General features: G+C 64.3%; 24 protein-coding genes and 1 tRNA gene. 14 read left to right on the top strand and 11 right to left on the bottom strand.

What is annotated here, in order from left to right:
* Positions 1 to 6: 6 nt before the first annotated feature.
* The 8 genes from BLV07_RS13600 to BLV07_RS13565 form a co-directional block, all read right to left on the bottom strand.
* Positions 7 to 3192: an efflux RND transporter permease subunit gene (locus BLV07_RS13600; RefSeq protein ID WP_091886039.1), complete on the bottom strand. Its 3186-nt coding sequence runs from the start codon at positions 3190 to 3192 to the stop codon at positions 7 to 9.
* Entirely contained in the window at positions 3189 to 4628 is a 1440-nt protein-coding gene (locus BLV07_RS13595) for an efflux RND transporter periplasmic adaptor subunit (RefSeq protein ID WP_091886036.1), read from the bottom strand. Before BLV07_RS13595 ends, BLV07_RS13600 begins: the two co-directional genes overlap by 4 nt.
* On the bottom strand, positions 4625 to 5023 hold the full coding sequence (locus tag BLV07_RS13590) for a FixH family protein (protein ID WP_091886033.1): 399 nt from the start codon (positions 5021 to 5023) through the stop codon (positions 4625 to 4627). The genes BLV07_RS13595 and BLV07_RS13590 overlap by 4 nt, the downstream gene beginning before the upstream one ends.
* A 131-nt stretch (positions 5024 to 5154) precedes the next feature.
* Positions 5155 to 5529, bottom strand: a complete 375-nt coding sequence (locus BLV07_RS13585; protein ID WP_244551082.1) for a hypothetical protein — start codon at positions 5527 to 5529, stop codon at positions 5155 to 5157.
* Between the two features lie 141 nt (positions 5530 to 5670).
* Positions 5671 to 5898: a hypothetical protein gene (locus BLV07_RS13580; protein WP_091886028.1), complete on the bottom strand. Its 228-nt coding sequence runs from the start codon at positions 5896 to 5898 to the stop codon at positions 5671 to 5673.
* 164 nt (positions 5899 to 6062) lie between these two features.
* On the bottom strand, positions 6063 to 6680 hold the full coding sequence (locus tag BLV07_RS13575) for a class I SAM-dependent methyltransferase (protein WP_091886025.1): 618 nt from the start codon (positions 6678 to 6680) through the stop codon (positions 6063 to 6065).
* A gap of 66 nt (positions 6681 to 6746) precedes the next feature.
* Entirely contained in the window at positions 6747 to 7997 is a 1251-nt protein-coding gene (gene pepT, locus BLV07_RS13570) for a peptidase T (RefSeq protein ID WP_091886022.1), read from the bottom strand.
* 103 nt (positions 7998 to 8100) lie between these two features.
* Complete coding sequence (locus BLV07_RS13565) at positions 8101 to 8400, bottom strand: HU family DNA-binding protein (protein ID WP_091886018.1); 300 nt, start codon at positions 8398 to 8400, stop codon at positions 8101 to 8103.
* A gap of 240 nt (positions 8401 to 8640) precedes the next feature.
* Here BLV07_RS13565 and BLV07_RS13560 point away from each other — a divergent pair.
* Positions 8641 to 8717, top strand: a tRNA-Asp gene (locus BLV07_RS13560).
* Between the two features lie 126 nt (positions 8718 to 8843).
* Here BLV07_RS13560 and BLV07_RS13555 read toward each other — a convergent pair.
* The 3 genes from BLV07_RS13555 to BLV07_RS13545 all read right to left on the bottom strand — a co-directional run bounded on the left by BLV07_RS13555 (position 8844) and on the right by BLV07_RS13545 (position 11722).
* Positions 8844 to 9047: a hypothetical protein gene (locus BLV07_RS13555; RefSeq protein ID WP_091886014.1), complete on the bottom strand. Its 204-nt coding sequence runs from the start codon at positions 9045 to 9047 to the stop codon at positions 8844 to 8846.
* Positions 9048 to 9190: 143 nt separating this feature from the next.
* Positions 9191 to 10486 carry a spinster family MFS transporter gene (locus BLV07_RS13550; protein WP_091886011.1) on the bottom strand — a complete coding sequence of 432 codons (1296 nt, stop codon included), beginning with the start codon at positions 10484 to 10486 and terminating at the stop codon, positions 9191 to 9193.
* 45 nt (positions 10487 to 10531) lie between these two features.
* On the bottom strand, positions 10532 to 11722 hold the full coding sequence (locus BLV07_RS13545; RefSeq protein ID WP_091886009.1) for an aromatic ring-hydroxylating dioxygenase subunit alpha: 1191 nt from the start codon (positions 11720 to 11722) through the stop codon (positions 10532 to 10534).
* Between the two features lie 184 nt (positions 11723 to 11906).
* Here BLV07_RS13545 and BLV07_RS13540 point away from each other — a divergent pair, with 184 nt between their 5' ends.
* From BLV07_RS13540 to nuoH, 13 genes are all read left to right on the top strand, one after another.
* Positions 11907 to 12422 carry a MarR family winged helix-turn-helix transcriptional regulator gene (locus BLV07_RS13540; RefSeq protein ID WP_091886006.1) on the top strand — a complete coding sequence of 172 codons (516 nt, stop codon included), beginning with the start codon at positions 11907 to 11909 and terminating at the stop codon, positions 12420 to 12422.
* Positions 12423 to 12598: 176 nt separating this feature from the next.
* Positions 12599 to 14854: a TonB-dependent siderophore receptor gene (locus BLV07_RS13535; RefSeq protein WP_091886004.1), complete on the top strand. Its 2256-nt coding sequence runs from the start codon at positions 12599 to 12601 to the stop codon at positions 14852 to 14854.
* Positions 14855 to 14876: 22 nt separating this feature from the next.
* Positions 14877 to 16013 (top strand): PepSY-associated TM helix domain-containing protein, encoded by a 1137-nt coding sequence (locus tag BLV07_RS13530; protein ID WP_143035400.1) that lies wholly within the window; start codon positions 14877 to 14879, stop codon positions 16011 to 16013.
* 442 nt (positions 16014 to 16455) lie between these two features.
* Positions 16456 to 16821 (top strand): NADH-quinone oxidoreductase subunit A, encoded by a 366-nt coding sequence (locus BLV07_RS13525; RefSeq protein WP_091886001.1) that lies wholly within the window; start codon positions 16456 to 16458, stop codon positions 16819 to 16821.
* A complete protein-coding gene (locus tag BLV07_RS13520; protein WP_164935041.1) occupies positions 16812 to 17402 on the top strand; it encodes a NuoB/complex I 20 kDa subunit family protein in 591 nt (196 codons plus the stop codon). The genes BLV07_RS13525 and BLV07_RS13520 overlap by 10 nt, the downstream gene beginning before the upstream one ends.
* A gap of 11 nt (positions 17403 to 17413) precedes the next feature.
* Positions 17414 to 18025, top strand: coding sequence for an NADH-quinone oxidoreductase subunit C (locus tag BLV07_RS13515; RefSeq protein WP_091885996.1), 612 nt, complete (start codon positions 17414 to 17416; stop codon positions 18023 to 18025).
* Positions 18026 to 18027: 2 nt separating this feature from the next.
* A complete protein-coding gene (locus BLV07_RS13510) occupies positions 18028 to 19224 on the top strand; it encodes an NADH-quinone oxidoreductase subunit D (RefSeq protein ID WP_091885993.1) in 1197 nt (398 codons plus the stop codon).
* The gene (locus tag BLV07_RS13505) at positions 19224 to 20216 is read left to right on the top strand and encodes an FkbM family methyltransferase (protein WP_176945516.1); all 993 of its coding nucleotides are present in this window, start codon (positions 19224 to 19226) and stop codon (positions 20214 to 20216) included. Before BLV07_RS13510 ends, BLV07_RS13505 begins: the two co-directional genes overlap by 1 nt.
* Positions 20217 to 20228: 12 nt before the next feature.
* The gene (nuoE, locus tag BLV07_RS13500) at positions 20229 to 20840 is read left to right on the top strand and encodes an NADH-quinone oxidoreductase subunit NuoE (protein ID WP_091885987.1); all 612 of its coding nucleotides are present in this window, start codon (positions 20229 to 20231) and stop codon (positions 20838 to 20840) included.
* Positions 20840 to 21046 carry a hypothetical protein gene (locus BLV07_RS13495; RefSeq protein ID WP_091885985.1) on the top strand — a complete coding sequence of 69 codons (207 nt, stop codon included), beginning with the start codon at positions 20840 to 20842 and terminating at the stop codon, positions 21044 to 21046. The genes nuoE and BLV07_RS13495 overlap by 1 nt, the downstream gene beginning before the upstream one ends.
* Before the next feature lie 15 nt (positions 21047 to 21061).
* Positions 21062 to 22387, top strand: coding sequence for an NADH-quinone oxidoreductase subunit NuoF (gene nuoF, locus BLV07_RS13490; RefSeq protein WP_091885982.1), 1326 nt, complete (start codon positions 21062 to 21064; stop codon positions 22385 to 22387).
* Between the two features lie 5 nt (positions 22388 to 22392).
* Positions 22393 to 24468, top strand: a complete 2076-nt coding sequence (gene nuoG, locus BLV07_RS13485) for an NADH-quinone oxidoreductase subunit NuoG (protein ID WP_091885980.1) — start codon at positions 22393 to 22395, stop codon at positions 24466 to 24468.
* Positions 24469 to 24478: 10 nt separating this feature from the next.
* On the top strand, positions 24479 to 25546 hold the full coding sequence (gene nuoH / locus BLV07_RS13480) for an NADH-quinone oxidoreductase subunit NuoH (protein WP_091885977.1): 1068 nt from the start codon (positions 24479 to 24481) through the stop codon (positions 25544 to 25546).
* Positions 25547 to 25548: the final 2 nt, after the last annotated feature.

Here is a 25548-nt window from a genome sequence, read left to right as displayed (position 1 = left end):
CTCACCTCATTCGGCTGGCTCTTGGATTCGCAACTTTGCGACGATCGCTTTCGGTTTTCTCGGAGGCTGTGGTTTGCCCGCAGACGGCAAATGCAAGCCCTTGACCAGGCCAAAGATCGCCGGGATCACGATCAGGGTCAGCAGCGTCGAGGAGATCATGCCGCCGATCATGGGCACGGCGATGCGCTGCATGATCTCCGAGCCGGTGCCGGTGCTCCACATGATCGGAAGCAGGCCGGCCATGATCGCGACCACCGTCATCATCTTCGGGCGGACGCGCTCGACGGCGCCCTCCATGATGGCCTCGCGAAGGTCTATCCGGCTCAATGTCCAACCCTCGGCGGCGCGGCGCTCCTTGATCTCCGCAAGCGCTTGATTGAGGTAGATCAGCATCACTACGCCGGTCTCGGCGGCGACGCCGGCGAGCGCGATGAAGCCCACGGCGACGGCGACGGAGAGGTTGAACCCGAGCCACCACATCAGCCAGAGCCCGCCGACCAGCGCGAATGGCAGCGACAGCATCACGATCATCGTGTCCGTGACCGACCGGAAATTGAGGTACAGCAGCAGGAAGATGATGAGGAGCGTCGCTGGCACGACGATTTTCAGACGGGCCATGGCCCGCTCGAGATATTCGTACTGGCCGCTCCAAACCACGTAGTAGCCCGGCGGAAACTGGATGCTGGCCTGGACGGCGCGCTGCGCCTCCGCGACGTAGCCGCCGAGATCGCGGTCGCGGATGTCGACGTAGATGTAAGTGGCGAGCTGTGCGTTCTCCGTCCGGATCGATGTCGGGCCGCGCGCGAGTTGGACGGTCGCGACTTCCGCGAGCGGGACGGCGCCGCCGGCCGGCATGGGAACGAGGATGTCGCTTGCGATCTTCTTCGGATTGTCCCGGAGGTCGCGGGGATAGCGCATGTTGACCGCGAAGCGCTGCCGGCCCTCGACGGTGGTCGTGACCGCCTGACCGCCGAGCGCGGTCGCGATGGTGTCCTGGACGTCTTGGACCATGATTCCGTAGCGGGCCAGCGCCGACCGGTCGGGGGTGATTTCCAGATAGTAGCCGCCGATACTGCGCTCCGCGTAGGCGGACGAGGTCCCGGGCACCACCCGCAGCACCTGCTCGATCTGCTTCGCGAGCTTGTCGATTTCGACGAGGTCAGTCCCGATCACCTTGACGCCGACGGGGGTCCGGATGCCGGTCGAGAGCATGTCGATGCGCGCCTTGATCGGCATGGTCCAGGCGTTCGATACGCCGGGAAACTGTAGCGCCTTGTCCATTTCGGCGATCAGCCCGTCGATGGTGAGGCCTTTCCGCCACTGTCCCTTCGGCTTGAGGTTGACCACGGTCTCGAACATCTCGGTCGGCGCCGGATCGGTCGACGTGGAGGCGCGGCCGGCCTTGCCGTAGACGGACTCCACTTCCGGAAACGACTTGATGATGCGATCCTGCGTCTGCATCAGCTCGGCGGCCTTGGTCACGGAAATGCCGGGCAGCGTCGTCGGCATGTAGAGCAGGGTGCCTTCGTTGAGGTTCGGCATGAACTCGGTGCCGAGCTGGCGCGCGGGCCAAATCGTCACCGCGAGCACGGCGAGTGCGAGCAGGATAACCAACGTCTTTGCGCGCAGCACGCCCTTGATGACCGGTCGGTAGATCCAGATCAGGAAGCGGTTGATCGGATTCCTGTGCTCCGGAACGATCCGCCCGCGGACGAAGATCACCATCAAGGCCGGCACCAGGGTCACCGAGAGCAGCGCGGCCGCGGCCATCGCGAAAGTCTTGGTGAAGGCGAGCGGGCTGAACAGCCTCCCCTCCTGCGATTCCAGCGTGAAGATCGGCATGAAGGAGACGGTGATGATGAGCAGGCTGAAGAACAGCGCCGGCCCGACCTCGGAGGCGGAATCGATCAGGATCGCGATCCGCGACCTGCCGGGCTCGGCGCGCTCCAGGTGCTTGTGGGCGTTCTCGATCATGACGATGGCGGCGTCGACCATGGCGCCGATGGCGATGGCGATGCCACCAAGGCTCATGATATTGGAGCCGATTCCGAGCAGCTTCATCGCCCCGAACGCCATCAGCACGCCGACCGGCAGCATCAGGATGGCGACGAGCGCGCTGCGGACGTGCAGCAGGAACACGATGCAGACCAGCGCGACGACGGCGCTTTCTTCGACCAGCGTGTGCTTGAGCGTGTCGATGGCGGCATAGATCAGGTTCGACCGGTCGTAGACCGGCACGATCTCGACTGATTTGGGGAGGCTGGTCGCGATCTCCTTGAAGCGCTTCTTGACGTTCTCGATGACGTCGAGCGCGTTCATGCCGAAGCGCTGGAGGACGATGCCACTGGCGACTTCCCCCTCGCCGTTGAGCTCGGTGATGCCGCGCCGCTCGTCCGGTCCCAGTTCGACCCTAGAGACGTCCCGTAGCAGCACCGGCGTGCCCTTGTCGGTCTTGAGGACGATGTTGCCGAGATCGTCGATACTCTTCAGGTAGCCCTTTCCGCGGATGACGTACTCGAACTCCGACAGCTCGACAGTACGCCCGCCGACGTCGGCGTTGCTGGCACGGATCGCGTCCCGGATCTTCTGCATGGTGATGCCGAGATCGCGCATCCGCTGCGCGTCGAGGACGACGTTGTACTGCTTCACGAAGCCGCCGACGCTCGCGACCTCCGCGACGCCCTCCGCCTTGGCAAGGGCGAATTTGAGATTCCAGTCCTGGATGGTGCGTGTGTCCGCGAGGTTCAGTTCCTTGGACATCACCGCGTACTGGTAGACCCAGCCGACGCCGGTCGCGTCCGGGCCGATGGTCGGCGTCACGCCCGCCGGCAGCCGTGAGGTGGCGGCGTTGAGAAATTCGAGGACACGCGAGCGGGCCCAGTAGATGTCGGTGCCGTCCTCGAAGATCACGTAGACGAAGGAGACCCCGAAAAAGGAGAAACCGCGCACCACTTTGGATTTCGGCACCGTGAGCATGGCGGTGGCCAGCGGATAAGTGACCTGGTCCTCGATCACCTGTGGCGCCTGCCCTGAATACTCCGTGTAGACGATGACCTGCGTGTCGGAGAGATCAGGAATGGCGTCCAGCGGCAGATGGACGAGTGCGTAGATTCCGGCGGCAGCCGCGAAGCCGGTGCCGAACAGCACCAGCAGCAGGTTGCGCGCCGACCAGGCGATGACGCGGGCGATCATGGGCGCGCTCCCGTCGTGCCTGCCGCTTGGGCGGGTTGCGTACCCTCGGGCGCGGCAAACCCCTTCAGCGCGGCCTTCAGGTTGCTCTCGGCGTCGATCAGGAAATTGGCCGAGGTGACGACGGCCTCGCCCTCCGACACGCCTCGGGTCACCTCGACGAAGCCGCCGCCGCGACGGCCGAGCTTCACTTCACGCGGCTCGAAGTGGCCCTCACCCTTGTCGACAAGGACGGCCTGGCGGCTTCCGCTGTCGAGTACGGCGCTCTCCGCCACCGCCAGCACCGGCCCAGGCGTGCCGGCTTCGATCTCGGCATCGACATACATCTCGGGCCGCAGCACTTCGTCGGGATTGGGCACCTCGATCCGGATCCGCGCGGTGCGCGTCGCAGCGTTGAGATGGGGATAGATCAGCGCCACCGTGCCGGCGAAGCTCTGGCCGGCGAGAGCGCGCGGCCTGATGGTCACTTTCGTGCCGACGGCGACTTGCGGCAGATCGCGCTCCGCCATATCGATGAGCACCCAAACCAGGCGGTGGTCCGCGATCCTGAAGAGCACGTCGCCTGGGCCCGCCCGCATCCCGGGCACAGCGTTGCGTTCAAGAATCTCGCCGTCCTGGGGCGCGAGCCAGGGAATCGAGAGCGAGATTTCCCGGGTGCGTTCGAGTTCCTTGATGGCGGGCTCCGGCGTGGCGAGATTCTCCAGCCTCCGGCGCGCGCCCTTCAGTTCCTTCCCGGTCGCGCCGGCGTTGATGGCGGAGAGATATTCGGCGGCGGCGCTCGACAGCGCGGGGCTGTATACGTTCAGCAGCGGTTGCCCCTTGTGGACGTGATCGCCAGTCGTGACGTTCGCGACGCTCTCGACGAATCCCTCGAAGCGCAGCGCGACCACCGAAACGCGTCTCTCGTCTTCCTGGACGGTCCCTGGCGCGCGGATCAGGGTGGTGACGGGCCTCCTCACGACCGGCTCGGACCTGGCTCCCGTGCGCTGAATCTTGCCGGGCGACAGCTTCACCGACCCATCGTCGCTGTCCTCGCCTTCGTAGACGGGGATGTAATCCATCCCCATCGAGTCCTTCTTCGGCACCGGCGAGGTGTCCGGCAGGCCCATCGGGTTGCGGTAATACTTGATCTTGCGATCGCCCTTGGCGTCGGTCGCTATGACGTCGGGCGCTTCGTCAGCCTCCTCGAAGCTGATGTCCTCGCTCGCCCGCACGGCGCGATAGTCGCGGCCGTCGGCGGTCTTCTTCGGGGTGAGGGAGTAGAACGGCCGGCCGTCCGGATCCCGGAAATAGATCGGTGTGCCCGCGTCAGCCGCATGCGCGGCGAAAGTCAGCGAGCTTGAATCCGACTGAGGCTGCATGGCGCGGCCGCCAATCAGCGCGACACCTGCCGCCGCGAAAATCGCAGCGGCAGTGCCTGTAATGGCGAGGCGGGTCATTTCTCGGCCGTGACGACGAGCTTGTTTTCGACCGTGCCGGTCTCGCCCTGTACCTTGGCGCCGAGCGAGAGTTGCCAGCGTCCGGCCATGCTGAAATTGGCCTTGAAGCGATAGGTCCCGGGTTCGGTGCCCGGCATCGGCGTGACCTTGGTGACCATCTCCTGCATGCCGTCAGGCGCCATGTCGAGCCGGCTGGCGAAGATCACCGCATCGGGTATCGCCTTGCCACTGGTCTTGTCGACCAGCCGCACGGTCACGATGCGATCGGCCCCGGTCTTGATGGTCGGCTGAACCAGATGGAATTCGTAGTTCTTGATTTCGGCGTGCGCGCTCCCCGTGAACGCAGCGCCGATCAGCGCGGCCATGGCGGCGCGCGCGAGCTTGGTGGTCGTCATAATTTATAGTTCCTCGATGGGTCTGATGGAGCCGCCGGAGCCGCACGCGGCAAACCGGATGCAGCCGAGCGGCAGGCAATGGCGCACACGCCGATGTCGGCGCGCACGATCATCAGGCGCGTCAGCGCCGATCAGGCCCGGGTTCGAGGAGGATGGTCGGGAGGTTTTGCCGCGAGGCCGTCGCGCAGGCGGTCATTGCCCGGCGCGAGCGCGCTCTTCTGCGACTGCCGCTCGATCACCGTGCTCGCTCCGGAAGGAGCGGAGAGCGACAGGCTCAGCATGCACAACGCGACGAGCGGACAGGAATCGCAGGTCTTGCTCTTGGTCTGATCCGGGCAGCAGGGCATGTCTTCGGACATGCCTTGCGTGTCGTCCGACATCGCCGCCATGCTGCTTCCTGCACCCGATACCGCCATGGCAGATGCCGGCGTCGCCAGCGGTGCGAGCAGGAGCCCGACCGCCACGAGCAGCATCACGACAACCTTGGCGAACCTATTCAGGTGCATGTCTCGTTGTCGCATGGCACGGCGGAACCTGTAAACCGGCCCGACATCACGATTTGGCCAGAGGCGGACGCGGCGGCATCTTGCGCGTGGGGCAATATAGTTCGCGTTAAGCAAATTCTGAATTTTTGGAAGAGCGTGCGATCAGCCACTGCGCTCGGGGCGTTGCGACAACAACGCTTCAGCTGCCGCATCTTGAAGGAGCCAATCTTCTTTGGCTTCGATCGTGACCGCGACGCGGCGGCTCGCCTCCATTGCCCGCTCCAGCCACTTGATGGCCTCGTCGATCCATTCGTCATGGTGCGCTGGATCGGCGATGGCCTTTTCCCGAAATGCGTCTGCCTGCTTCAGGCAAGCGGTTCTGCGGTCCACGCGGCTCTCCCGAGTTTTCCGCCCCGACCGCATCTTTGATGCATCGCGTAATGGCGTCGTTAACATAGGACATGTGACGCGCCGCAAAAACGGAAGGCATCGCGAATGTTTGTTTCCGCCGACGATGCCGGCCTTCGGCATCGCGGGCGCGGCAACTGCGGTCATTACGAACGCGGGAGGGCTCGACCTTCATACATGAACGTCATCGGCTTTGGTCCCCGCATATAGCCGACATTGAGATCTTGGACGGCGAAGCCGTTGGTGCGGATCAGGTCTGCGATGGCGCGGTTGAGATGGCAGCCGCCCGCGATGACCTTCCAGGGCGGGGTCAAACGATCCTGCCACCATTGCACGCTGGGCTCGGGCGCGCGGCCATGCTCGACGAACAGAAGCTGTCCGCCCGGCTTCAGGATACGTCGAGCCTCCGAGAGCGCGCGATTGACGTTGGGGATGCTGCACATCGTCCACGTCGTCACGACGGTGTCCACGCTCGAACTCTCCAGCGGAATGGCTTCCGCGGAGCCTTCGATCAGATCGAGCCGGCTCGCATGCTGCCGACCGGCGTTGCGCGCGACCTCCAGCAGCTTGGGTGATGGATCAATGCCGATGATTTGCGTCACGCTCGGCCCGTAGAATCCGAGATTGAGTCCCGGACCAATGCCGAGCTCAAGGACGCGCCCCGTTGCGGCGGATGCGACCCGGGTACGATAAGGCACGAGCTGGGCCTGGCGCATGGCGAGCTGCGTCAGCCAAGGCAAGATCCTGTCCTGATAGAAGCTCATGCGACTCCTCGGACATCGTATCTGTCTCGCGGGGCCGTGCCGGCCCCGCGTCCTGTCGCGGTGGCCTTACGCCCGTTCTTCCCAGATCATCGCCAGATGCACGATGGTCTGCACCGCCTTCTCCATGTCCTGCCGGCTCACCCATTCCAGCCGCGAATGAAACGCGTGCTCGCCGGCGAAGATGTTGGGGCAGGGCAGTCCCATGAAGGACAGGCGCGAGCCGTCGGTGCCGCCACGGATCGCGGTGCGCATCGGGCGCAGGCCGGCGCGGCGGATCGCCTCGATGGCGTATTCGAGCACGTGCGGGTGACGGTCGATCACCTGCTTCATGTTGCGGTACTGCTCGCGTACCTCGAACGTGTAGGTCGAGCGCGGATAGTCCTTCATCACGTCCTTGACGATGGTCTCGAGCAGGACCTCCTTCTCCTTCAGCCCTTCCTCGGTGAAGTCGCGGACGATGAAGGAGAGCGTCGCCTGTTCCAGCGCGCCCTCGATGCCGACCGGGTGCAGAAAGCCCTGCTTGCCCGAGGTCGTCTCCGGCGAGCATCCTTCCTTGGGCAAGCGCTCGACGATGGCGGCGGCGATCTTGATCGCGTGCTCCATCTTGCCCTTGGCATAGCCGGGATGGGCGCTGACGCCGTTGATGGTGATGGTGGCCCCGTCGGCCGAGAAAGTCTCGTCCTCGACGCAGCCGGCGCTCTCGCCGTCCATGGTGTAAGCGAAATCGGCGCCGAGCTTCTTCAAATCGACATTGTCGACGCCGCGGCCGATCTCTTCATCCGGCGTGAACAGGATCTTGATGGTGCCGTGCTTCACATCGGGATTGTTGATGAAGAAATGCGCGGCATCCATGATCTCGGCGACGCCGGCCTTGTTGTCGGCACCCAGCAGTGTGGTGCCGTCGGTCGTGATGATGTCGTTGCCGATCTGGCTCTTCAGCGCAGGGTGCTCGGCAAAGCGGATCACCTGGCTGGTGTCGCCAGGCAGCGCGATGTCGCCGCCGCGATAGTTCGTCACCACCTGCGGCTTGACGTCTTTGCCTGTGACGTCGGGCGAGGTGTCCATGTGCGAGCAGAAGCAGATCACCGGCACCTTCTTAGGTGTATTGGCCGGGATCGTTCCATAGACATAGCCGTAGTCGTCGAGATGCGCGTCCTCAACGCCCATGGCTTTCAGCTCGGCGGCGAGCACGCGGCCGAGATCCTTCTGCTTCTCGGTCGAAGGCGAGGCCGGAGAATCCGGATCGGACTGGGTATCGATGGTGACGTAGCGCAGGAAGCGCTCGGTCACGGTATGCGAAAAGGTGAGGGAGGACATTTCTGGTCAAACCGCCGGGTCAGATGAGCAAGGCGATATACCAGAAAAGCGGGCCGCGTTGCGGCCGGAACGAGGTCGAATCAGGCTTAACGAAACGTAATTGCTAGATCGCCTCTTTCAGTTCCTTGACCGGGCGGAATGCGACCTTCCTGCTGGCCTTGATGTGGATCGGCTCGCCGGTGGCGGGATTGCGGCCGGTTCGGGCGGCGCGCTTGCGGACCTGCAGGATGCCGAGACCGACGATCCGGACGCGGTCGCCCTTCTTCAGGTGCTTGGTGATTAGGTCGACCATGTCGGTCAGGACGGCTTCGGCGCGCTTTTTCGACAGGTCCTGGCTCTCCGCGATGTCAGCGGCGAGGTGCTTGAGTGTGATGGTGGCGGGAGCGGCTGCTTTCTTCGCCATGTCTGCCTCCTCGATTCTAGTCGGAGTCCTCTAGGAAGATAGTCTGGGAACTCCGCAAGTTCCGCGAGGCGTAGACGATTCGGGAATGGACTGACTACGCGCTTGCGCGGTCCGTTAAGCATCGTCTGCATGCGGTGCTTGGTAAGAAATGCCGGCGTTGCGGCTAACGACGCAACGTCCTTGACTTCACCAAGTCCGGCCTTTAAGTCCCCCCTCGTTCCGCAGACATTTGCGTGTCACGCGGGAGTAGCTCAGTTGGTTAGAGCGCCGGCCTGTCACGCCGGAGGTCGCGGGTTCGAGCCCCGTCTCTCGCGCCATTTTATGGCGGAATACACCCCTCGATCTCATAAAATCAATGGTTTGGCGGCTTGTCTTTACCTGTCGCTGGACATCAAAAAGGCCGCCCGAGGGCGGCCGGTTGGCGTCGAATCGGACCTTTCGTCTCAGCGAATCTCCGACGTGCCCGCGCTGGTTACCACCACCGCCTTGCCGGCCTTGATCACGTGGGTGGACTGGGCGGTCTGGCTGTAATCGGCATGGGTGCGGGCCGCGATCCCGAAGCCGGCCACTGCAATGCCGGCCACCAGCGCCACCACCACGATCTTGAGGTGGGTCGCACGATCAGCAGAGTGAATTGAGTGGTTCATCTGAGCCTCCCGACGGGCTTTGCCGCCGTCTATGGGCTCTTCTTCTAGGCACTCTCTGTTTCCGGATGGTTTCGCGGGTTCCGCAAAATGGTTTCATCAATACGCCCGCTTGGTTTCGCCGGGCTGGTGGGCCTGAAGCGGCGTCAGGCGGCCGCCCGGCCGATGTCATCCCGGATCGAGCGGGCCGCCCAGATGAACAGCAGGGCGCCGAGCGTGGTCGTCACCGCGGCCGAGAGCAGGGAGTAGCGCACGGCATCCGCGCCATAGCTGCCCTTGAGGGCATCGTTGACCACGCCCACGGCGAGCGGGCCGACACCCTGGCCGAAGCAGGTCGCGGTGAGAGCAATGAGCGCGGAAGCGAGCGCCCGCATGCTCGGCTTGGCCACGGTCTGAGCGATCGCGAAGATCGGCCCGAGATGGAAGCCGACCAGGAACGAGGTCAGCGCCAGCATGGCAATCATCATCGTAAAATCCTGCGTCAGCATGCAGAGCGCGAACACCGGGCCGGCGACGCCGGAGGTGACCGCGGGCGCCCACAGCTTCCAGCGGTCGTCACGACGGCTGATTTGCGCCACCACGAAGCCGCCGAGCAGGGTGCCGGCCATGCCGGCGAGCCCCTTGAAGGTGCCGGCATAGGTGCCGATCTCGGCGCTCGACAGATGGTGCACGCGAGCCAGGAACGGCGGGATCCAGGCCGCGGTCGCGTAGTTCGTGTAGGTGGTGAGACAGAAGCCGATCAGCACGATCACGAAGCTCCGCTGCGAGGCGAGGAAGCGCAGCGTCGGCCCGAGCGGCTCGGGCACGAAACTCTCCTGCATAGCGCCGCGCTTGGGCTCGGAGATCGTCAGCCACAGCAACAATGCGAGCAGGATGCCGGGGAGGCCCGCGACGTAGAAGGCCATTCGCCAGCCATAGTGCTGGTTGACGTAGCCGCCGACGAAATAGCCGAGGAAGACGCCGAGATAGGTGCCGATGGCGTAGATGCCGAGCGCGCGCGGGCGCTCGTTCTTGGCAAAGAGATCGGCGACGATCGATTGCGAGGCCGGCGAGCCCGCGGATTCGCCGATGCCGACGCCGATGCGCGCCAGCGCCAGCGAGGTTAGGCCGGTCGCCGCGCCGCACAGCGCCGTCATTGCGCTCCAGAACGCGAAGGCGAGGGCGACGATGTTGCGCCGGTTGAGCCGGTCGGCGACGCGCGCGATGGGGATGCCGAGCAGGGAGTAGAACAGCGCGAAGCCAAAGCCTGCGAGCAGGCCCATCATGGTGTCGCTGAGTGCAAACTCCTTCTTGATGGGCTCGATCAGGACGTTGAAGATCGTGCGATCGAGGAAATTCAGCGCATAGATCATGGTGAGCAGGCCCAACACGTAATAGCGCCGCGTCGAGGGCTTTGCCGCGGCGGCCGTTTGCACCGACATTTGTGACGCTACATCGACCATCGCTTCCCCCAATTTGTCTTTGTTGTCGTTGTCGGTCCAGCAGCTCTAGCCCTCGCGGATATAATTTCCCGCTTCGAATTCGACCGGCGGCGCGCTTGCATCGAACGAGACGCCGATCGGATCACGGCCTGCGGCGAGCGCGTCGAGCTGATCGCTCAGCATGCGCCGGATCATCAGGATGCCGCGGTCGCTCTGGCCGAAATGCTCCTCGGAGTGCACGGTCACCTCGCCCTGGCCGACCTGGGCTTCATAGTCGCCCGGGAATTGCTGATGCTCTTCCTCGGTCATGTCCCACCAGAACTTGCCGTTGAATTTCGAGCGCATGCGGCCGATGTCGCCTGGATTCTTGACGCGGCCGGCGACGTAGATGCGGAAGGACGTATCGTCGATCGGAAGCACCCAGCCAATCGACTCGACGCGGGCGAATTGCGCAACGCGCGGGTTCGGCACCACGCGCAGCGTCGGCAATGCGGCCTCGCTGACGCGATAAAACACCTTGCCGTCGTCCTGCTTGCGCTCGGAGCGCACGAGCACGCCGCGCGGCGATTTCTCGAACTTCACATCAGGGATCGAGGCCATCATGTTGGTGAATTGCGGCCCCGAGAACGAGCCGTGCAGCACCGGCACGTGGTAGGGATCGACCACGTTCTCGAAGTGCTGGAGCCAGTTGCAGGGGATGATGGCGGGACCGCCGCCGCCGATCGAGGAATCGTCGGCCTCGACCAGTTCGCCGTCGTCCATGTTTTCCAGACATTCGTAGGTCGGCAGCACCGGACGTTTTTTGGCCGGGCCCATATAGGCGAAGATCAGGCCGTAGCGTTCCTCGACCGGATACCAGGGCTGACGCACCTTGTCCTTGAACTGGCCGCCGTCAGGCTCGCAGGGCTGCTCCAGGCAGTGGCCTTCGGTGTCGAACTTCCAGCCGTGATAGCAGCAGCGGATGCCGTCCTCCTCGACCTTGCCATAGTAGAGCGTGGTACCGCGGTGGCAGCAGCGGGCGTGCAACAGGCCGGCGCGCCCATGCTTGTCACGGAAGAGCACGAGATCCTCTCCGAGCGCGCGCACCTTTTTCGGCGTGTCGGTCGCGTCGCTGATGAGCCCGACCGGGTGCCAGTAGCGACGGAGCAATTCGCCCATCGGCGTGCCGCGCACGACCGAGGTGAGCTCAGTGCGCGTATGCGCCGGCTTCATCGCATAGGCCGTGCCGAGATCGCGATCCCGCTGGGTGATGGTCATGCTGCTCCTCCCGCTGTGGGCCGTGCTGGCCGGGCCTTTTTAATGCTTTGTCCCGAGTGAAAGATAATTCGATGACAATGTCAACGATCTTCCAAATGCCTCTTAGACGCATTCGGATGAGATTGGGGGAGGCCGCCGTGACCCGGGCTTGGCACGCCCCGGCTTTCTTGGCAGAGGTGGAATCATGAGCGAGACGGAGAGCAGGGGCGGGTCGACGTCGTCCGAAACGGACGAGAGCGCGCCGGCGGCGCCGGTCACCGCGATGCTGTCGTCGCGGCTGATGGTGCTCGCCAACCTGCTCAAGCGCGGCGCCATCCTGCGCTACAAGCGTCTCACAGGACTGAACTCGGTCGAGTTCGGTCTCGTTGCCTCGCTCGGGCGGCGGCCGCCCATGAGCGTGGCGCGGCTCGCCGAGGCCGTCGGCCAGGACAAGGGACAAATCAGCCGTGCGCTGGCAAACCTGCTGTCGCGCAAGCTGATCGTGAAAACGGCAAACCCGAAGGACAGCCGCGAGGTGTTGATCTCGCTGACTGCGACGGGCCTCGCCGCGCATGACGCGATCGTCGATGGCGCGCAGGAACGCAATCGACGCCTGCTGCAACATTTGAGCGAAGCCGAGTTCCAAGTACTGCTGCGGCAGGTCGATCAGCTCACGGCGATCGCGGCCGAGATGCTCGAGAGCGAGAAGAATTCGCGCTGATGTCTCGGCAATCTCTGGAAATGTTGGAGTGCTTCTAAGAATTCTTCTAAGAAGTTTTCAATTAGGCAATTCGCGCGCCCTCACATAAGCGTCACCGCAGCGCATGTCGCCGCGGGGACTGGCGGCATGACGCATCAAAACATGCAGCTTGGGGTGGCGCGTTGAACAGTCTTGGAATGCTGCGGTCGGCCGTGTTGGCGACCGCATCCGCTTGGGTCTTGATGCCGCAGGCATCGCTCGCACAATCGTCGGCGCAGGGTGGCGCGCAGAACATTCCGTCGGTGACGGTCACGGCGCCGGAAGCGCGCCGCCGCGCAGCGGCGACCCCTCAGCGTCGTGCGCCGCGGTCGTCGGAGCAGACCGCCAACAGGAACAAGCCGCAGCCGCAGCGCAATGTCGGCTTCGTCGAGACGCCGCGCGGTCCGGTGAACGGCTACGTCGCCGGCCGCAGCTCGTCCGGCACCAAGACCAACACGCCGATCATGGAGACGCCGCAGGCGGTGTCCGTCATCGGCGCGGAGCAGATCCGCGACCAGAAGGCGAACAAGCTCGACGAGGTGCTGCGCTACACCGCCGGTGTGCGCGCCGGAACGTTCGGCACAGACACCCGCAACGACTGGTGGCTGATCCGCGGCTTCAAGTCCGAGGACATCGGACTGTTCCTCGACGGCATGCAACTGTTCTACACGTCCTATGCGAGCTGGAAGCTCCAGACGCCCAACATGGAGCGCGTCGAGGTGCTGCGCGGTCCGTCAGCCGTGCTGTATGGCGGATCGAGCCCGAGCGGCATCGTCAACGTCATCAGCAAGATGCCGCCGGCCGAGCCGATCCGTTACATCGAGACCGGGGTCAACAATTTCGGCAACGCCTATGTCGGCTTCGATGTCGGCGGTCCCGTCGCGACACAACCCCAGGACGGCAAGCTGTTCTACCGCGTGGTCGGCCAGGTCCAGAACGGACCGACGCAGGTCAACTTCACGCCCGACAACAACTACTTCATCGCGCCGTCGTTCACCTGGAGGCCGGATGCCGACACGACCTTCACGGTGCTGGCCTCGGCCTCGAAGCAGGATACCCGCGGCATCAACTTCCTGCCTTACCAGGGCACGGTGACCAGCGCGCCGTTCGGCAAGATCCCGACCAGCTTCTTCGTCGGCGATCCCAGCGTCGACAAGTTCACGCGCGAGCAGGAGATGCTCGGCTACCAGTTCGAGCGCCATCTCACTGACGATGTGACGTTCCGGCAGAATGCGCGCTTTGCGCATGTGGACGTGACCTATCGCGGTTACGTCGGCAACGGCTGGGCCGACATCAACACGGCCACTCTCAATCGGTACAATTGGTATGCGAAGAACACGGCCAATCAGGCCAATCTCGATAACCAACTGGAGTACCGCTTCGACACCGGTCCGGTGAAGCACACGATGCTGTTTGGGGTCGATTTGCGCGGCTACCAGATCGACGATTATCAAGCCTTCAACTTCACCACCGTGCCGCCGATCAATGTGTTCAACCCGACCTATGGTACGAACATTCCGATCACCGGCGCGCCCTTCCGCAATTTCCTGATCACGCAGAAGCAGGCCGGCACCTACATCCAGGACCAGATGAAGCTCGGCAACTTCACGCTGGTGTTGAGCGGCCGCAACGATTGGGTCGAGACCACGCAGGCCGCGCGTGACACGGGCGCCGTTGTCGACCAGCGCGACGACAGCAGATTCAGCGGACGCGCAGGGTTGATCTATAATTTCGACAACGGCATCGCGCCTTACGTCTCTTACGCGACCAGCTACAATCCAATCATCGGCATCAATACTGCAACGAACCGCCTGTTCCTGCCGGAGACCGGCCAGCAGGCCGAGATCGGCGTAAAGGTGGCGCCGAAGGGCTTTGATGGCTACTTCACCGCCTCGGTCTTCGACCTGAAACGTCAGAACGTGGCCACCACCGATCCGGTCATCACCACGCTGCAAAAGCAGACCGGCGAGGTGACCTCGCGCGGCATCGAGCTCGAAGCTGTGGCCAATGCCACGAAAGAGCTGAAGTTCATCGGCGCCTTCACAGCCTATCATCTCTTCACCAGCAAGGATCTCAATCCGGCATTGGTCGGCAAGACGCCGACCAACACGCCCGAGATGCTGGTGTCGGGCTGGGCGGACTACACATTCAAGGAAGGACCGCTGACTGGCTTCGGCTTCGGCGGCGGCGTGCGCTATGTCGGTTCGTCCTGGGCCGACCAAGCCAACACTCTCGAGGTTCCCGCGGTGGTGCTCGGCGATCTCGCGGTCCACTACGAATGGCAGAACTGGCGGACGGCGCTCAACGTGATCAACGTGACCGACAAGATCTATGTCGCGAGCTGCGCGTCGGCCACGTCCTGCTTCTACGGCGACCGCCGGCGCGTCACCGCCAGCGTCTCCTACAAGTGGTAGGCGCAGGCGAGGGGAGGCTGTCGTGAAGGCGCGCACGGTCAGGCTCTGGTCCGTGGTCCACACCTGGACCAGCCTGATCTCGACCGTGTTCCTGCTGCTGCTCTGCCTCACCGGCCTGCCGCTGGTGTTCCACCACGAGATCGATGAGCTCCTGGGCTATGCCCCCCAGCCCGAAGCTCATGCGGGCGCGGCGCGCGCGACGCCGCAAGCCGTCGCCGAGGCCGCGCTCGCCGCCGATCCCGGCCGGGTGATGCAATATATCTCCTGGGACAAGGACGAGCCCGGGATCGTGATGGCTTTCACCAACAGCGCCCCTGACGGGGTTCCCGACAATGCGACGGTGCGAGCGTTCGACGCCGTCTCGGCCAAGCTGCTCGGGCCTGTCGGGGTCGGGCCGATGCTGATCGTGCTCAAGCTGCACACCGACATGTTCGCCGGCCAGGCCGGAAAATTGTTCCTCGGTGCGATGGGGTTCTTGTTCGCCGTCGCCATCGTCTCGGGCGTGGTGCTGTATTGGCCGTTCACCCGCCGCCTGCGCTTTGCCACTATCCGCGATCATGCCTCCCGTCGCGTGCGCTGGCTCGACTGGCACAACCTGATCGGCGTGGTGACGGTGGCCTGGGCGCTGGTGGTCGGGCTGACCGGCGTCGTCAACACCTGGGCCGAACTGATGCTGAACCAGTGGAAGGCGACCGAGCTCGCCAGCATGGTCGCGCCCTATGCCGGCAAGCCGCCGCCGGTGCATCTCGCCTCGCTCGATGATGTCGTCGCGCGCGCGAGGGGGGCGGCTCCCGGCATGGAGATCGCCTTCATCGCGTTTCCGGGCACGCCGTTCACGTCCTCGCATCATTTCGCCGCCTTCATGCGGGGCGATACGGCCCTGACGGCGCGGCTGCTCAAGCCTGTCCTGCTGGACGGCGAAAGCGGGGAGGTCGCCGACAGCCGGGCGCTGCCGCTCTATCTGCAGGCGCTCTTGATCTCGCAGCCGCTGCATTTCGGCGACTACGGCGGCATGCCGCTCAAGGTGATCTGGGCCGCGCTCGACGTGCTCACGATCGTCGTGATCGGCAGCGGCCTCTATCTCTGGCTGGCGCGGCGGCGGAAGCGGTCCTCCGCCCGCGCCGACGCATTCGCCAGACGAGTTCCGGTCCCGTCGTGATGCATGGCTCGCCCGACCGCTCGCGGCTGTGGATACGCGTCTTTGCTGCACCTATCCTGCTGGCGGCCGCCACCATCACCGGCTTGCTGGCCGCGTTGCTTTGGGGCGAGGCCGGCCAATATGTCGCCTGGGTGACGGTGGGAGCGCCTGTCCTGGTTGTAGTCTGGACTTTGCTGCGTCCCAGCCTAGATAAAGTGCGCCTTCCCAACCGAGGACGTCACGGCCGAGCGCGCGTGGAATGATCGGGATCGCCCTTGCTGGGGCAGCTGTTCTGCTCCATACCAGCGCGGGGTGATTCCGGGATTTCCACCGTTCTGGGAGCGGCAAAGGGCCTGAAAAGAGCGTGTCTTGCGCCCATTGGTGCACTGCGCTAAGGCTCAGAATAATTCCAAATCGGACGAATCCGTGGCTGTCCCGAGGCTACGGGAAAAAGGGCTCGTCGATGAGCGGCATTCTAGAGAACTATCTTCCACTCGTTGTCTTTATAGGGGTCGCGGGCCTCATCGGCCTCGTGCTGCTGATCGCGCCCTTCATCGTGGCGTTCCAGCAGCCGGACCCGGAAAAACTGTCGGCATATGAGTGCGGTTTCAACGCCTTCGACGACGCCCGCATGAAGTTCGATGTCCGCTTCTACCTGGTCGCCATCCTCTTCATCATCTTCGACCTCGAGGTGGCGTTCCTGTTTCCGTGGGCGGTGGCGTTCGGCAAGCTTGGCGCGACCGGCTTCTGGTCCATGGTGGTGTTCCTCGCCGTGCTGACGGTCGGGTTCGCCTATGAATGGAAAAAAGGGGCACTGGAATGGGATTGAACCCTCCTACTCAGTCCTTGGCTCCGGTCGTTGCGCCGGCCCCCAAGGGCATCCTGGATCCGTCGACCGGCAAGCCGGTCGGGGCCAATGATCCGTTCTTCCTCGAGGTCAAGCACGAGCTGTCCGACAAGGGCTTCTTCGTCGCGGCCACCGATGATCTCATCACGTGGGCGCGCACCGGCTCGCTGATGTGGATGACCTTTGGTCTCGCCTGCTGCGCGGTCGAGATGATGCAGGTCTCGATGCCGCGTTACGACGTCGAGCGCTTCGGCTTCGCGCCGCGTGCCTCGCCGCGCCAGTCCGACGTCATGATCGTCGCGGGCACCCTGACCAACAAGATGGCCCCGGCGCTGCGCAAGGTCTACGACCAGATGCCCGAGCCGCGCTACGTCATCTCGATGGGCTCCTGCGCCAATGGCGGGGGCTACTATCACTATTCCTACTCGGTCGTGCGCGGCTGCGACCGCATCGTGCCGATCGACATCTATGTGCCGGGCTGCCCGCCTACGGCGGAAGCGCTGCTCTACGGCGTGCTGCTGCTGCAGAAGAAGATCCGCCGCACCGGCACCATCGAACGCTAAGGTTTTACGTCATGGACGACGCCAAGCTCGACGCCCTGGGGCAGACGATCGTTAGCGCGCTTCCGGGCGCCGCTACCGGTCACTCGGTGGCCTTCAACCAGCTCACGGTGGACGTCGAGGCGGCCAAGATCGTCGAGGTGGTCAAGTACCTGCGCGACGATCCGAACTGCCGCTTCGTCAACATCACCGACATCACGGCGGTGGACTATCCGGATCGCGAGAAGCGTTTCGACGTGATCTATCACTTCCTGTCCCCGACGCTGAACACGCGGATCCGGCTCAAGGCCCAAGCCGACGAGACCACGCAGGTGCCGTCGCTGATCGACGAATTCCCTGGCGCCGACTGGTTCGAGCGCGAGGCCTACGACCTCTACGGCGTGTTCTTCGTCGGCCATCCCGACATGCGCCGCATTCTCACCGATTACGGTTTCGAGGGCCATCCGCTGCGCAAGGATTTCCCGCTGACCGGTTTCGTCGAGGTCCGCTACGACGACCAGGAGAAGCGGGTGGTGTACGAGCCTGTCAGGCTCAACCAGGAATTCCGCAAGTTCGATTTCCTCTCGCCATGGGAAGGGGCGGACTATCCGTTGCCGGGGGATGAAAAAGCGGGGCCGAAGAGCTGATCATGAACGAGCAACCGCAGAATCTCCGTAACTTCACCATCAATTTCGGCCCGCAGCATCCGGCGGCGCACGGCGTGTTGCGGCTGGTGCTGGAGCTCGACGGCGAAGTCGTCGAACGCGTCGATCCGCATATCGGCCTGCTTCATCGCGGCACCGAGAAGCTGATCGAGCAGAAGACCTATCTGCAGGCGATTCCCTATTTCGATCGCCTGGACTACGTCGCGCCGATGAACCAGGAGCATGCCTTCTGTCTTGCTGCCGAAAGGCTGCTCGGCATTGAGGTGCCGCGCCGCGGCCAGCTCATCCGCGTGCTCTATTGCGAGATCGGCCGCATCCTGTCGCATCTGCTCAACGTCACCACGCAGGCGATGGACGTCGGCGCGCTGACCCCGCCGCTGTGGGGTTTCGAAGAGCGCGAGAAGCTGATGGTGTTCTACGAGCGCGCCTCGGGCAGCCGTATGCATGCAGCCTTCTTCCGCGTCGGCGGCGTGCATCAGGATCTGCCGCAGAAGCTGGTCGACGACATCGAGGCCTGGTGCGATCCGTTCCTGAAGGTGGTCGACGACCTCGACCGTCTGCTCACCGCCAACCGCATCTTCAAGCAGCGCAACGTCGACATCGGCGTCGTGTCGCTCAAGGAGGCCTGGGAGTGGGGTTTCTCGGGCGTGATGGTGCGCGGCTCGGGCGCGGCCTGGGACCTGCGCAAGTCGCAGCCCTATGAATGCTACGCCGAGATGGATTTCGACATTCCGATCGGCAAGAACGGCGACTGCTACGACCGCTACCTGATCCGCATGGAAGAGATGCGCCAGTCCGTGCGCATCATGAAGCAGTGCATCCAGAAGCTGAATGCGCCCGAGGGCAAGGGCCCGGTCGTCGTCGCCGACAACAAGGTCGCGCCGCCGCGCCGCGGCGAGATGAAGCGCTCGATGGAAGCGCTGATCCACCACTTCAAGCTCTACACCGAGGGCGTCCACGTTCCGCCCGGCGAAGTCTATGCCGCGGTCGAGGCGCCCAAGGGCGAGTTCGGCGTCTATCTGGTCTCCGACGGCACCAACAAGCCCTACAAGTGCAAGATCCGCGCGCCGGGCTTTGCCCATCTCCAGGCCATGGACCACGTCTGCCGCGGCCATCTGCTCGCCGACGTCTCGGCGATCCTCGGCTCGCTCGACATCGTGTTCGGAGAGGTCGATCGGTGATGGCGCAGGCGCCAATCCAGTTTGACCGTGCCTCGGGGGCCCTTGAAGGGGCCAACCTGTGGGAGCGGACGGCTGCCTTGGCGTTGGTGACGGGATCGAAGATCTCCTCGCACTTCTCGCATATGGGCTACATCGCCTGCGCCAATTTGCTGGCGAAGACGCTGCCCAAGCGCAACATCGCGATCAGGCTCAATCCCGACGCCGTGTTCGAGTTCCCCTACGGCGACGGCTATTGGAGCAAGCTGCTCAACCGCTCCTACAATTACGAAGACGAGCTCGAGCTGCTGTTTTCCGACTCCGTCGACGTCGACTACACGCTGCTCGATTGCGGCGCCAATTACGGCTACTGGTCGGTGCTGGTGTCGAGCAGGCCGTTCGGCTCGCACAAGGCGATCGCGATCGAGCCGTCGGGCCAGAACTATCCGAAGCTGGCCAACAACGCCCGCATCAACGAGGGCCGCTTCGAGACGATGAAATGCGCGATCGGTGCATCGCGCGGCACCGCGCGCTTGTCCGGCACCAAGCATGAAGCCTTCAGCATCGCCGGCGATCCCTCAGTGGGCGGCGAGGAGGTGCCTGTCATCGCGCTCGACAACCTGATCGACGACGGCAAGGTTGCCGCCAGCGGCAAGTATCTGATCAAGCTCGACGTCGAGGGCGTCGAGATCGAGGCGATCAAGGGCGGTGCCCGGCTGCTCCGGGCCGACAGCGTCATCATGTGCGAGGAGCACGGTAGCGACCGCTCCCATGCGGTGTCGCGCTACATCCTCGAGCAGACCCCGCTGAAGCTGATCGTGTTCGATCCGCGCAGCAACCGGATGGAGACCGTGACCGAGCTGTCGATCCTCGACCGCATCAAGGTCTCGACCCATGTCGGCTACAACGTTTTCGGCACCGCAAGCGCATTCTGGCAGGACAGGATCGATGCCCTGAATGCCAAGAACCTGAATGCCAAGAATCTGAATGCCAAGTCCGCGCGCCGCATGCAGTGAGAGATTGAAGAGATGTCCGTTCGCCGATTAGCACCGAAGGAAGTCCAGCCCGCGAGCTTTGCGTTCACGGAGGAGAACCTCGCATTCGCGCGGCAGCAGATCGCGAAATATCCGGCCGGACGGCAGGCCTCCGCGGTCATCGCCATCCTCTGGCGCGCGCAGGAGCAGAACGAGGGTTGGGTCTCGGAAGCCGCGATCCGCGTCATCGCCGACATGCTCGACATGCCCTATATCCGCGTGCTGGAAGTTGCGACCTTCTACACGATGTTCCAGCTCGCCCCCGTCGGCAAGAAGGCCCACGTCCAGGTCTGCGGCACCACGCCGTGCCGCCTGCGCGGCGCCGAGGATCTGATCCACGTCTGCGAGCACCGCATCCATCACGAGCCCTTCCATCTCTCCAAGGACGGCAATTTCAGCTGGGAAGAGGTGGAGTGCCTGGGCGCCTGCGTGAACGCGCCGATGGTGCTGATCGGCAAGGACACCTATGAGGACCTGACCAAGGAGAGCTTTGGCAAGGTGCTCGACGGTTTTGCATCGGGCAATCCGCCCAAGCCCGGCCCGCAGAACGGCCGCCAGTTCTCGGCGCCGATCACCGGGCCGACCACGCTGAAGGAGATCACCTGATGCGTGATCTCTCGTCGCCTTCAGTGCAGGGGAGCGGTGCCATGAAGAAGTGGGGCTTCATCGCGATGCACGCCGCGGTGGCGGCCGCGTTCATTTTCCTGCTGCAGCGTTTCAGCCTGAACGCGTCGCTGGAAACCAGTCTGCTCTGGGCGCTGACCTTCGCCGTCTGCGCCGCCGGACTTGCCTACAAGCAGTCCAATCGTTGATCGGAAAGCACTGACATGCTCGAGGACAAGGACCGCATCTTCAAGAACCTCTACGGCCTTCACGATTGGGGGCTCGAGGGTGCGCGGCGCCGCGGCGCCTGGGATGGCACCAAGGCCATCATCGACAAGGGCCGCGACTGGATCATCAACGAGATGAAGGCGTCGGGCCTGCGCGGCCGCGGCGGCGCCGGCTTCCCGACCGGCCTGAAATGGTCGTTCATGCCGAAGGAATCGACCGACGGCCGGCCGAGCTACCTCGTCGTCAATGCCGACGAATCCGAGCCCGGCACCTGCAAGGACCGCGAGATCATGCGGCACGATCCGCATCTCCTGGTCGAGGGCTGCCTGATCGCGAGCTTCGCGATGAACGCGCATGCCTGCTACATCTACGTCCGCGGTGAATTCATCCGCGAGCGCGAGCGCCTTCAGGCCGCGATCGACCAGGCCTATGAGGCCAAGCTGATCGGCAAGGACAACGTCAACGGCTGGCCGTTCGACCTTTACGTCGCCCACGGTGCCGGCGCCTATATCTGCGGCGAAGAGACCGCGCTGCTCGAAAGCCTCGAAGGCAAGAAGGGCCAGCCGCGGCTGAAGCCGCCGTTCCCGGCCAATGTCGGCCTGTTCGGCTGTCCGACCACCGTCAACAACGTCGAGTCCATCGCGGTCGCGCCGGACATTCTCCGGCGTGGCGCGGCCTGGTTCGCCGGCATCGGCCGTCCGAACAATGTCGGCACCAAACTCTTCTGCATCTCCGGCCATGTCGAGCGGCCCTGCAACGTCGAAGAGGCCATGGGTATCCCGTTCCGTGAGCTGATCGACAAGCATTGCGGCGGCATCCGCGGCGGCTGGGACAACCTCAAGGCCGTGATCCCCGGCGGCTCCTCCGTGCGCATGGTGCCGGCCGAGCAGATCATCGACACGCCGATGGATTTCGACAGCTTGAGCAAGCTGCGCTCGGGCCTCGGCACCGCGGCCGTCATCGTGATGGACAAGTCGACCGACCTGATCCGTGCGATCGCCCGCATCTCCTATTTCTACAAGCATGAGAGCTGCGGCCAGTGCACGCCGTGCCGCGAGGGCACGGGGTGGATGTGGCGCGTGCTGACCCGCATGGCCGAAGGCCGCGCCCACAAGCGCGAGATCGACATGCTGCTTGAAGTGACGAAACAGGTCGAAGGCCACACCATCTGCGCGCTCGGCGATGCCGCGGCCTGGCCGATCCAGGGCCTGATCGCGCATTTCCGTCACGAGATCGAAGCGCGCATCGACCACTATTCGCACAGGGCCGACATCGACGATATCGGCGTCCGCGATCCCGTGAACATGGTCGCGGCGGAGTAGGATAAATGACCAAGCTCATCATCGACGGCAAAGAGATCGATGTGCCCGCCGAGTACACGCTGCTCCAGGCGTGCGAGGCCGCGGGCGCCGAGATTCCGCGCTTCTGCTATCACGAGCGGCTGTCGATCGCCGGCAATTGCCGGATGTGTCTCGTCGAAGTGAAGGGCGGCCCGAAGCCTGTCGCAAGCTGCGCCTGGGGCGTGCGCGACTGCCGTCCGGGCCCCAAGGGCGAGCCGCCGGAGATCTCGACGCGTTCGCCGATGGTGAAGAAGGCACGCGAAGGCGTGATGGAGTTCCTTCTCATCAACCATCCGCTGGACTGCCCGATCTGCGACCAGGGCGGCGAGTGCGACCTGCAGGACCAGGCGATGGGCTACGGTGTCGACACCAGCCGCTTCGCCGAGAACAAGCGCGCGGTCGAGGACAAATATCTCGGCGCGCTGGTCAAGACCTCGATGAACCGCTGCATCCAGTGCACGCGCTGCGTCCGCTTCTCGGCGGAAGTCGCCGGCGCGCCCGAGATGGGCGCAACCGGCCGCGGCGAGGACATGGAGATCACGACCTATCTCGAGCACGCGCTGACGTCGGAATTGCAGGGCAACCTCGTCGACATCTGTCCGGTCGGCGCGCTGACCTCGAAGCCTTATGCGTTTGCGGCGCGCCCCTGGGAGCTCGGCAAGACCCAGTCGATCGACGTGATGGATGGCCTGGGATCGGCGATCCGCGTCGATACCCGCGGCCGCGAGGTGATGCGCGTACTGCCGCGCATCAATGAGGCCGTGAACGAGGAGTGGATCTCCGACAAGACCCGCCACGTCGTCGACGGCTTGCGCACCCAGCGCCTCGACCGGCCCTATATCCGCGAAGCCGGCAAGCTGCGTGCGGCGAGCTGGCCCGAGGCCTTCGCCGCGATCGCGGCCAAGGCGGCGCGCACTGACGGCAAGCGCATCGGTGCGATCGCCGGTGACCTCGCCGGTGTCGAGGAGATGTTCGCGCTGAAGGACCTGCTTGCCAAATATGGCTCGGGCAATCTGGCGGTGCAGGGCGGCGACGCCTTCGACCCCGCGCTCGGCCGCGGCTCCTACATCTTCAACCCGACGCTCGTAGGCGTGGAGCAGGCCGACGCGCTGCTTATCATTGGCGCCAATCCGCGCAAAGAGGCGGCCGTGTTCAACGCCCGCATCCGCAAGCGCTGGCGCGCCGGCGGCTTCAGGATCGGTGTGATCGGCGCCAAGGCCGACCTGACCTACGACTATGACCATCTCGGCGCGGGCACCGAGACGCTCGGCGAGCTCGCGGCGGGCAAGCACTCCTTCATGGACGTGCTGAAGAACGCCAAGCACCCGATCATCTTGGTCGGCGCGGGCGCGGCCTCGCGTCACGACGGCGCCGCCATCCTTGCCGCCAGTGCCAAGCTCGCGCTCGATGTCGGTGCGGTGAAGGACGATTGGAACGGTTTTGGCGTGCTGCACGAGACCGCCTCGCGCGTCGGCGCGCTCGACATCGGCTTCTCCGCCAGCGCGGGTGGGCTGAACGCGGCCCAGATGACGACGTTCGGCACGCTGGACCTGTTGTTCCTGTTAGGGGCCGATGAGATCGAGGCGCCGGATGGCACCTTCGTCGTCTATATCGGCACCCATGGTGACCGCGGCGCGCACCGCGCCGACGTGATCCTGCCGGCAGCGGCCTACACCGAGAAGTCCGCGATCTACGTCAACACCGAGGGCCGCGTGCAGATGACCGGCCGCGCCGCGTTCCCGCCGGGTGAAGCCCGCGAGGACTGGGCGATCATCCGCGCGCTGTCGGAGGCGCTCGGTAAGAAGCTCGGCTATGACTCGCTTGCCGCCCTGCGCCAGGCGATCTTCAAGGCCGTGCCGCATCTGATCCGCCTCGACCAGATCGAGGCCGGCTCCGCCGACCAGATCAAGAAGCTGGCGGGGAAGGGCGGCTCGCCGGAGAAGGCGCCGTTCAAGCCTCTGGTCGAGGACTTCTACCTGACCAACCCAATCGCGCGTGCGTCCGCCGTGATGGCGGAATGCTCGCGCCTCGCCTCCGGGCACATGCTGACCGCAGCGGAGTGAGCGTGATCTGATGGAATTCTTCGAAAGCGCATTCTGGACCGGGTTCCTCTGGCCGCTGATCATCATGGTCGCGGAGAGCGTCCTGGTGCTCGTCGTCCTCTTGGTCGCGATCGCCTACATCCTGCTCGCCGACCGCAAGATCTGGGCGGCGGTGCAGATCCGCCGCGGCCCGAACGTGGTCGGCCCCTGGGGCCTGCTGCAGTCCTTCGCGGACTTGCTCAAGTTCGTGCTGAAGGAGCCGATCATCCCGGCCGGCGCCAACAAGGGCGTGTTCCTGCTGGCGCCGCTGGTGTCCTGCGTGCTCGCGCTCGCCGCCTGGGCGGTGATCCCGACCAATCTGGGCTGGGTGATCTCCGACATCAATGTCGGCATCCTCTTCATCTTCGCGATCTCGTCGCTGTCGATCTACGGCATCATCATGGCCGGTTGGTCGTCGAACTCGAAATACCCGTTCCTGGCCGCGTTGCGCTCGGCGGCGCAGATGGTGTCCTACGAAGTCTCGATCGGCTTCGTCATCATCACGGTGCTGCTCTGCGCCGGCACGCTGAACCTCACGGCCGTGGTCGAGGCCCAGCATGCGCGCGGTCTTGCCAGCCTGATCGGGCTGCCGCAGCTCACCATCCTGAACTGGTACGTTTGGCCGCTGTTCCCGATGTTCGTAGTGTTCTACGTCTCGGCGCTGGCGGAAACCAACCGTCCGCCGTTCGATCTCGTGGAGGCCGAATCCGAGCTCGTCGCCGGCTTCATGGTCGAATACGGCTCGACGCCGTACCTCTTGTTCATGCTCGGCGAGTATGTCGCGATCGTCACGATGTGCGCGTTGGCGACGATCCTGTTCCTGGGAGGCTGGCTGCCGCCGGTCGACCTGCCGCCCTTCAACTGGGTGCCGGGGATCATCTGGTTCTCGCTGAAGCTGTTCTTCATGTTCTTCCTGTTCGCGATGGCCAAGGCGATCGTGCCGCGCTACCGCTACGATCAACTGATGCGCCTCGGCTGGAAGGTGTTCCTGCCGATCTCGCTGGCGATGGTGATCGTGGTGGCCGGCGTGCTGCATTTCGCCGGCATCGCGCCGAAGTGAGG

It is taken from the genome of Bradyrhizobium sp. Rc2d (genome assembly GCF_900099855.1).
Taxonomy (GTDB): domain Bacteria; phylum Pseudomonadota; class Alphaproteobacteria; order Rhizobiales; family Xanthobacteraceae; genus Bradyrhizobium.
Note: the sequence above shows the minus strand (reverse complement) of the source record. Positions and strands in the feature narration are given on the sequence as shown.

Excerpts from the sequence above, each read along its gene's own strand:
- BLV07_RS13540 (WP_091886006.1), top strand. The coding sequence starts at position 11,907 with ATGAGCGAGACGGAGAGCAGGGGCGGGTCGACGTCGTCCGAAACGGAC.
- BLV07_RS13545 (WP_091886009.1), bottom strand. The coding sequence starts at position 11,722 with ATGACCATCACCCAGCGGGATCGCGATCTCGGCACGGCCTATGCGATG.
- BLV07_RS13515 (WP_091885996.1), top strand. The coding sequence starts at position 17,414 with ATGGACGACGCCAAGCTCGACGCCCTGGGGCAGACGATCGTTAGCGCG.
- BLV07_RS13520 (WP_164935041.1), top strand. The coding sequence starts at position 16,812 with ATGGGATTGAACCCTCCTACTCAGTCCTTGGCTCCGGTCGTTGCGCCG.
- BLV07_RS13525 (WP_091886001.1), top strand. The coding sequence starts at position 16,456 with ATGAGCGGCATTCTAGAGAACTATCTTCCACTCGTTGTCTTTATAGGG.
- nuoG (WP_091885980.1), top strand. The coding sequence starts at position 22,393 with ATGACCAAGCTCATCATCGACGGCAAAGAGATCGATGTGCCCGCCGAG.
- BLV07_RS13510 (WP_091885993.1), top strand. The coding sequence starts at position 18,028 with ATGAACGAGCAACCGCAGAATCTCCGTAACTTCACCATCAATTTCGGC.
- BLV07_RS13535 (WP_091886004.1), top strand. The coding sequence starts at position 12,599 with ATGCTGCGGTCGGCCGTGTTGGCGACCGCATCCGCTTGGGTCTTGATG.
- BLV07_RS13585 (WP_244551082.1), bottom strand. The coding sequence starts at position 5,529 with ATGCACCTGAATAGGTTCGCCAAGGTTGTCGTGATGCTGCTCGTGGCG.
- BLV07_RS13555 (WP_091886014.1), bottom strand. The coding sequence starts at position 9,047 with ATGAACCACTCAATTCACTCTGCTGATCGTGCGACCCACCTCAAGATC.
- BLV07_RS13495 (WP_091885985.1), top strand. The coding sequence starts at position 20,840 with ATGCGTGATCTCTCGTCGCCTTCAGTGCAGGGGAGCGGTGCCATGAAG.
- nuoE (WP_091885987.1), top strand. The coding sequence starts at position 20,229 with ATGTCCGTTCGCCGATTAGCACCGAAGGAAGTCCAGCCCGCGAGCTTT.
- nuoF (WP_091885982.1), top strand. The coding sequence starts at position 21,062 with ATGCTCGAGGACAAGGACCGCATCTTCAAGAACCTCTACGGCCTTCAC.
- BLV07_RS13590 (WP_091886033.1), bottom strand. The coding sequence starts at position 5,023 with ATGACGACCACCAAGCTCGCGCGCGCCGCCATGGCCGCGCTGATCGGC.
- BLV07_RS13600 (WP_091886039.1), bottom strand. The coding sequence starts at position 3,192 with ATGATCGCCCGCGTCATCGCCTGGTCGGCGCGCAACCTGCTGCTGGTG.
- BLV07_RS13575 (WP_091886025.1), bottom strand. The coding sequence starts at position 6,680 with ATGAGCTTCTATCAGGACAGGATCTTGCCTTGGCTGACGCAGCTCGCC.
- pepT (WP_091886022.1), bottom strand. The coding sequence starts at position 7,997 with ATGTCCTCCCTCACCTTTTCGCATACCGTGACCGAGCGCTTCCTGCGC.
- BLV07_RS13505 (WP_176945516.1), top strand. The coding sequence starts at position 19,224 with ATGGCGCAGGCGCCAATCCAGTTTGACCGTGCCTCGGGGGCCCTTGAA.
- BLV07_RS13565 (WP_091886018.1), bottom strand. The coding sequence starts at position 8,400 with ATGGCGAAGAAAGCAGCCGCTCCCGCCACCATCACACTCAAGCACCTC.
- BLV07_RS13550 (WP_091886011.1), bottom strand. The coding sequence starts at position 10,486 with ATGGTCGATGTAGCGTCACAAATGTCGGTGCAAACGGCCGCCGCGGCA.
- BLV07_RS13595 (WP_091886036.1), bottom strand. The coding sequence starts at position 4,628 with ATGACCCGCCTCGCCATTACAGGCACTGCCGCTGCGATTTTCGCGGCG.
- nuoH (WP_091885977.1), top strand. The coding sequence starts at position 24,479 with ATGGAATTCTTCGAAAGCGCATTCTGGACCGGGTTCCTCTGGCCGCTG.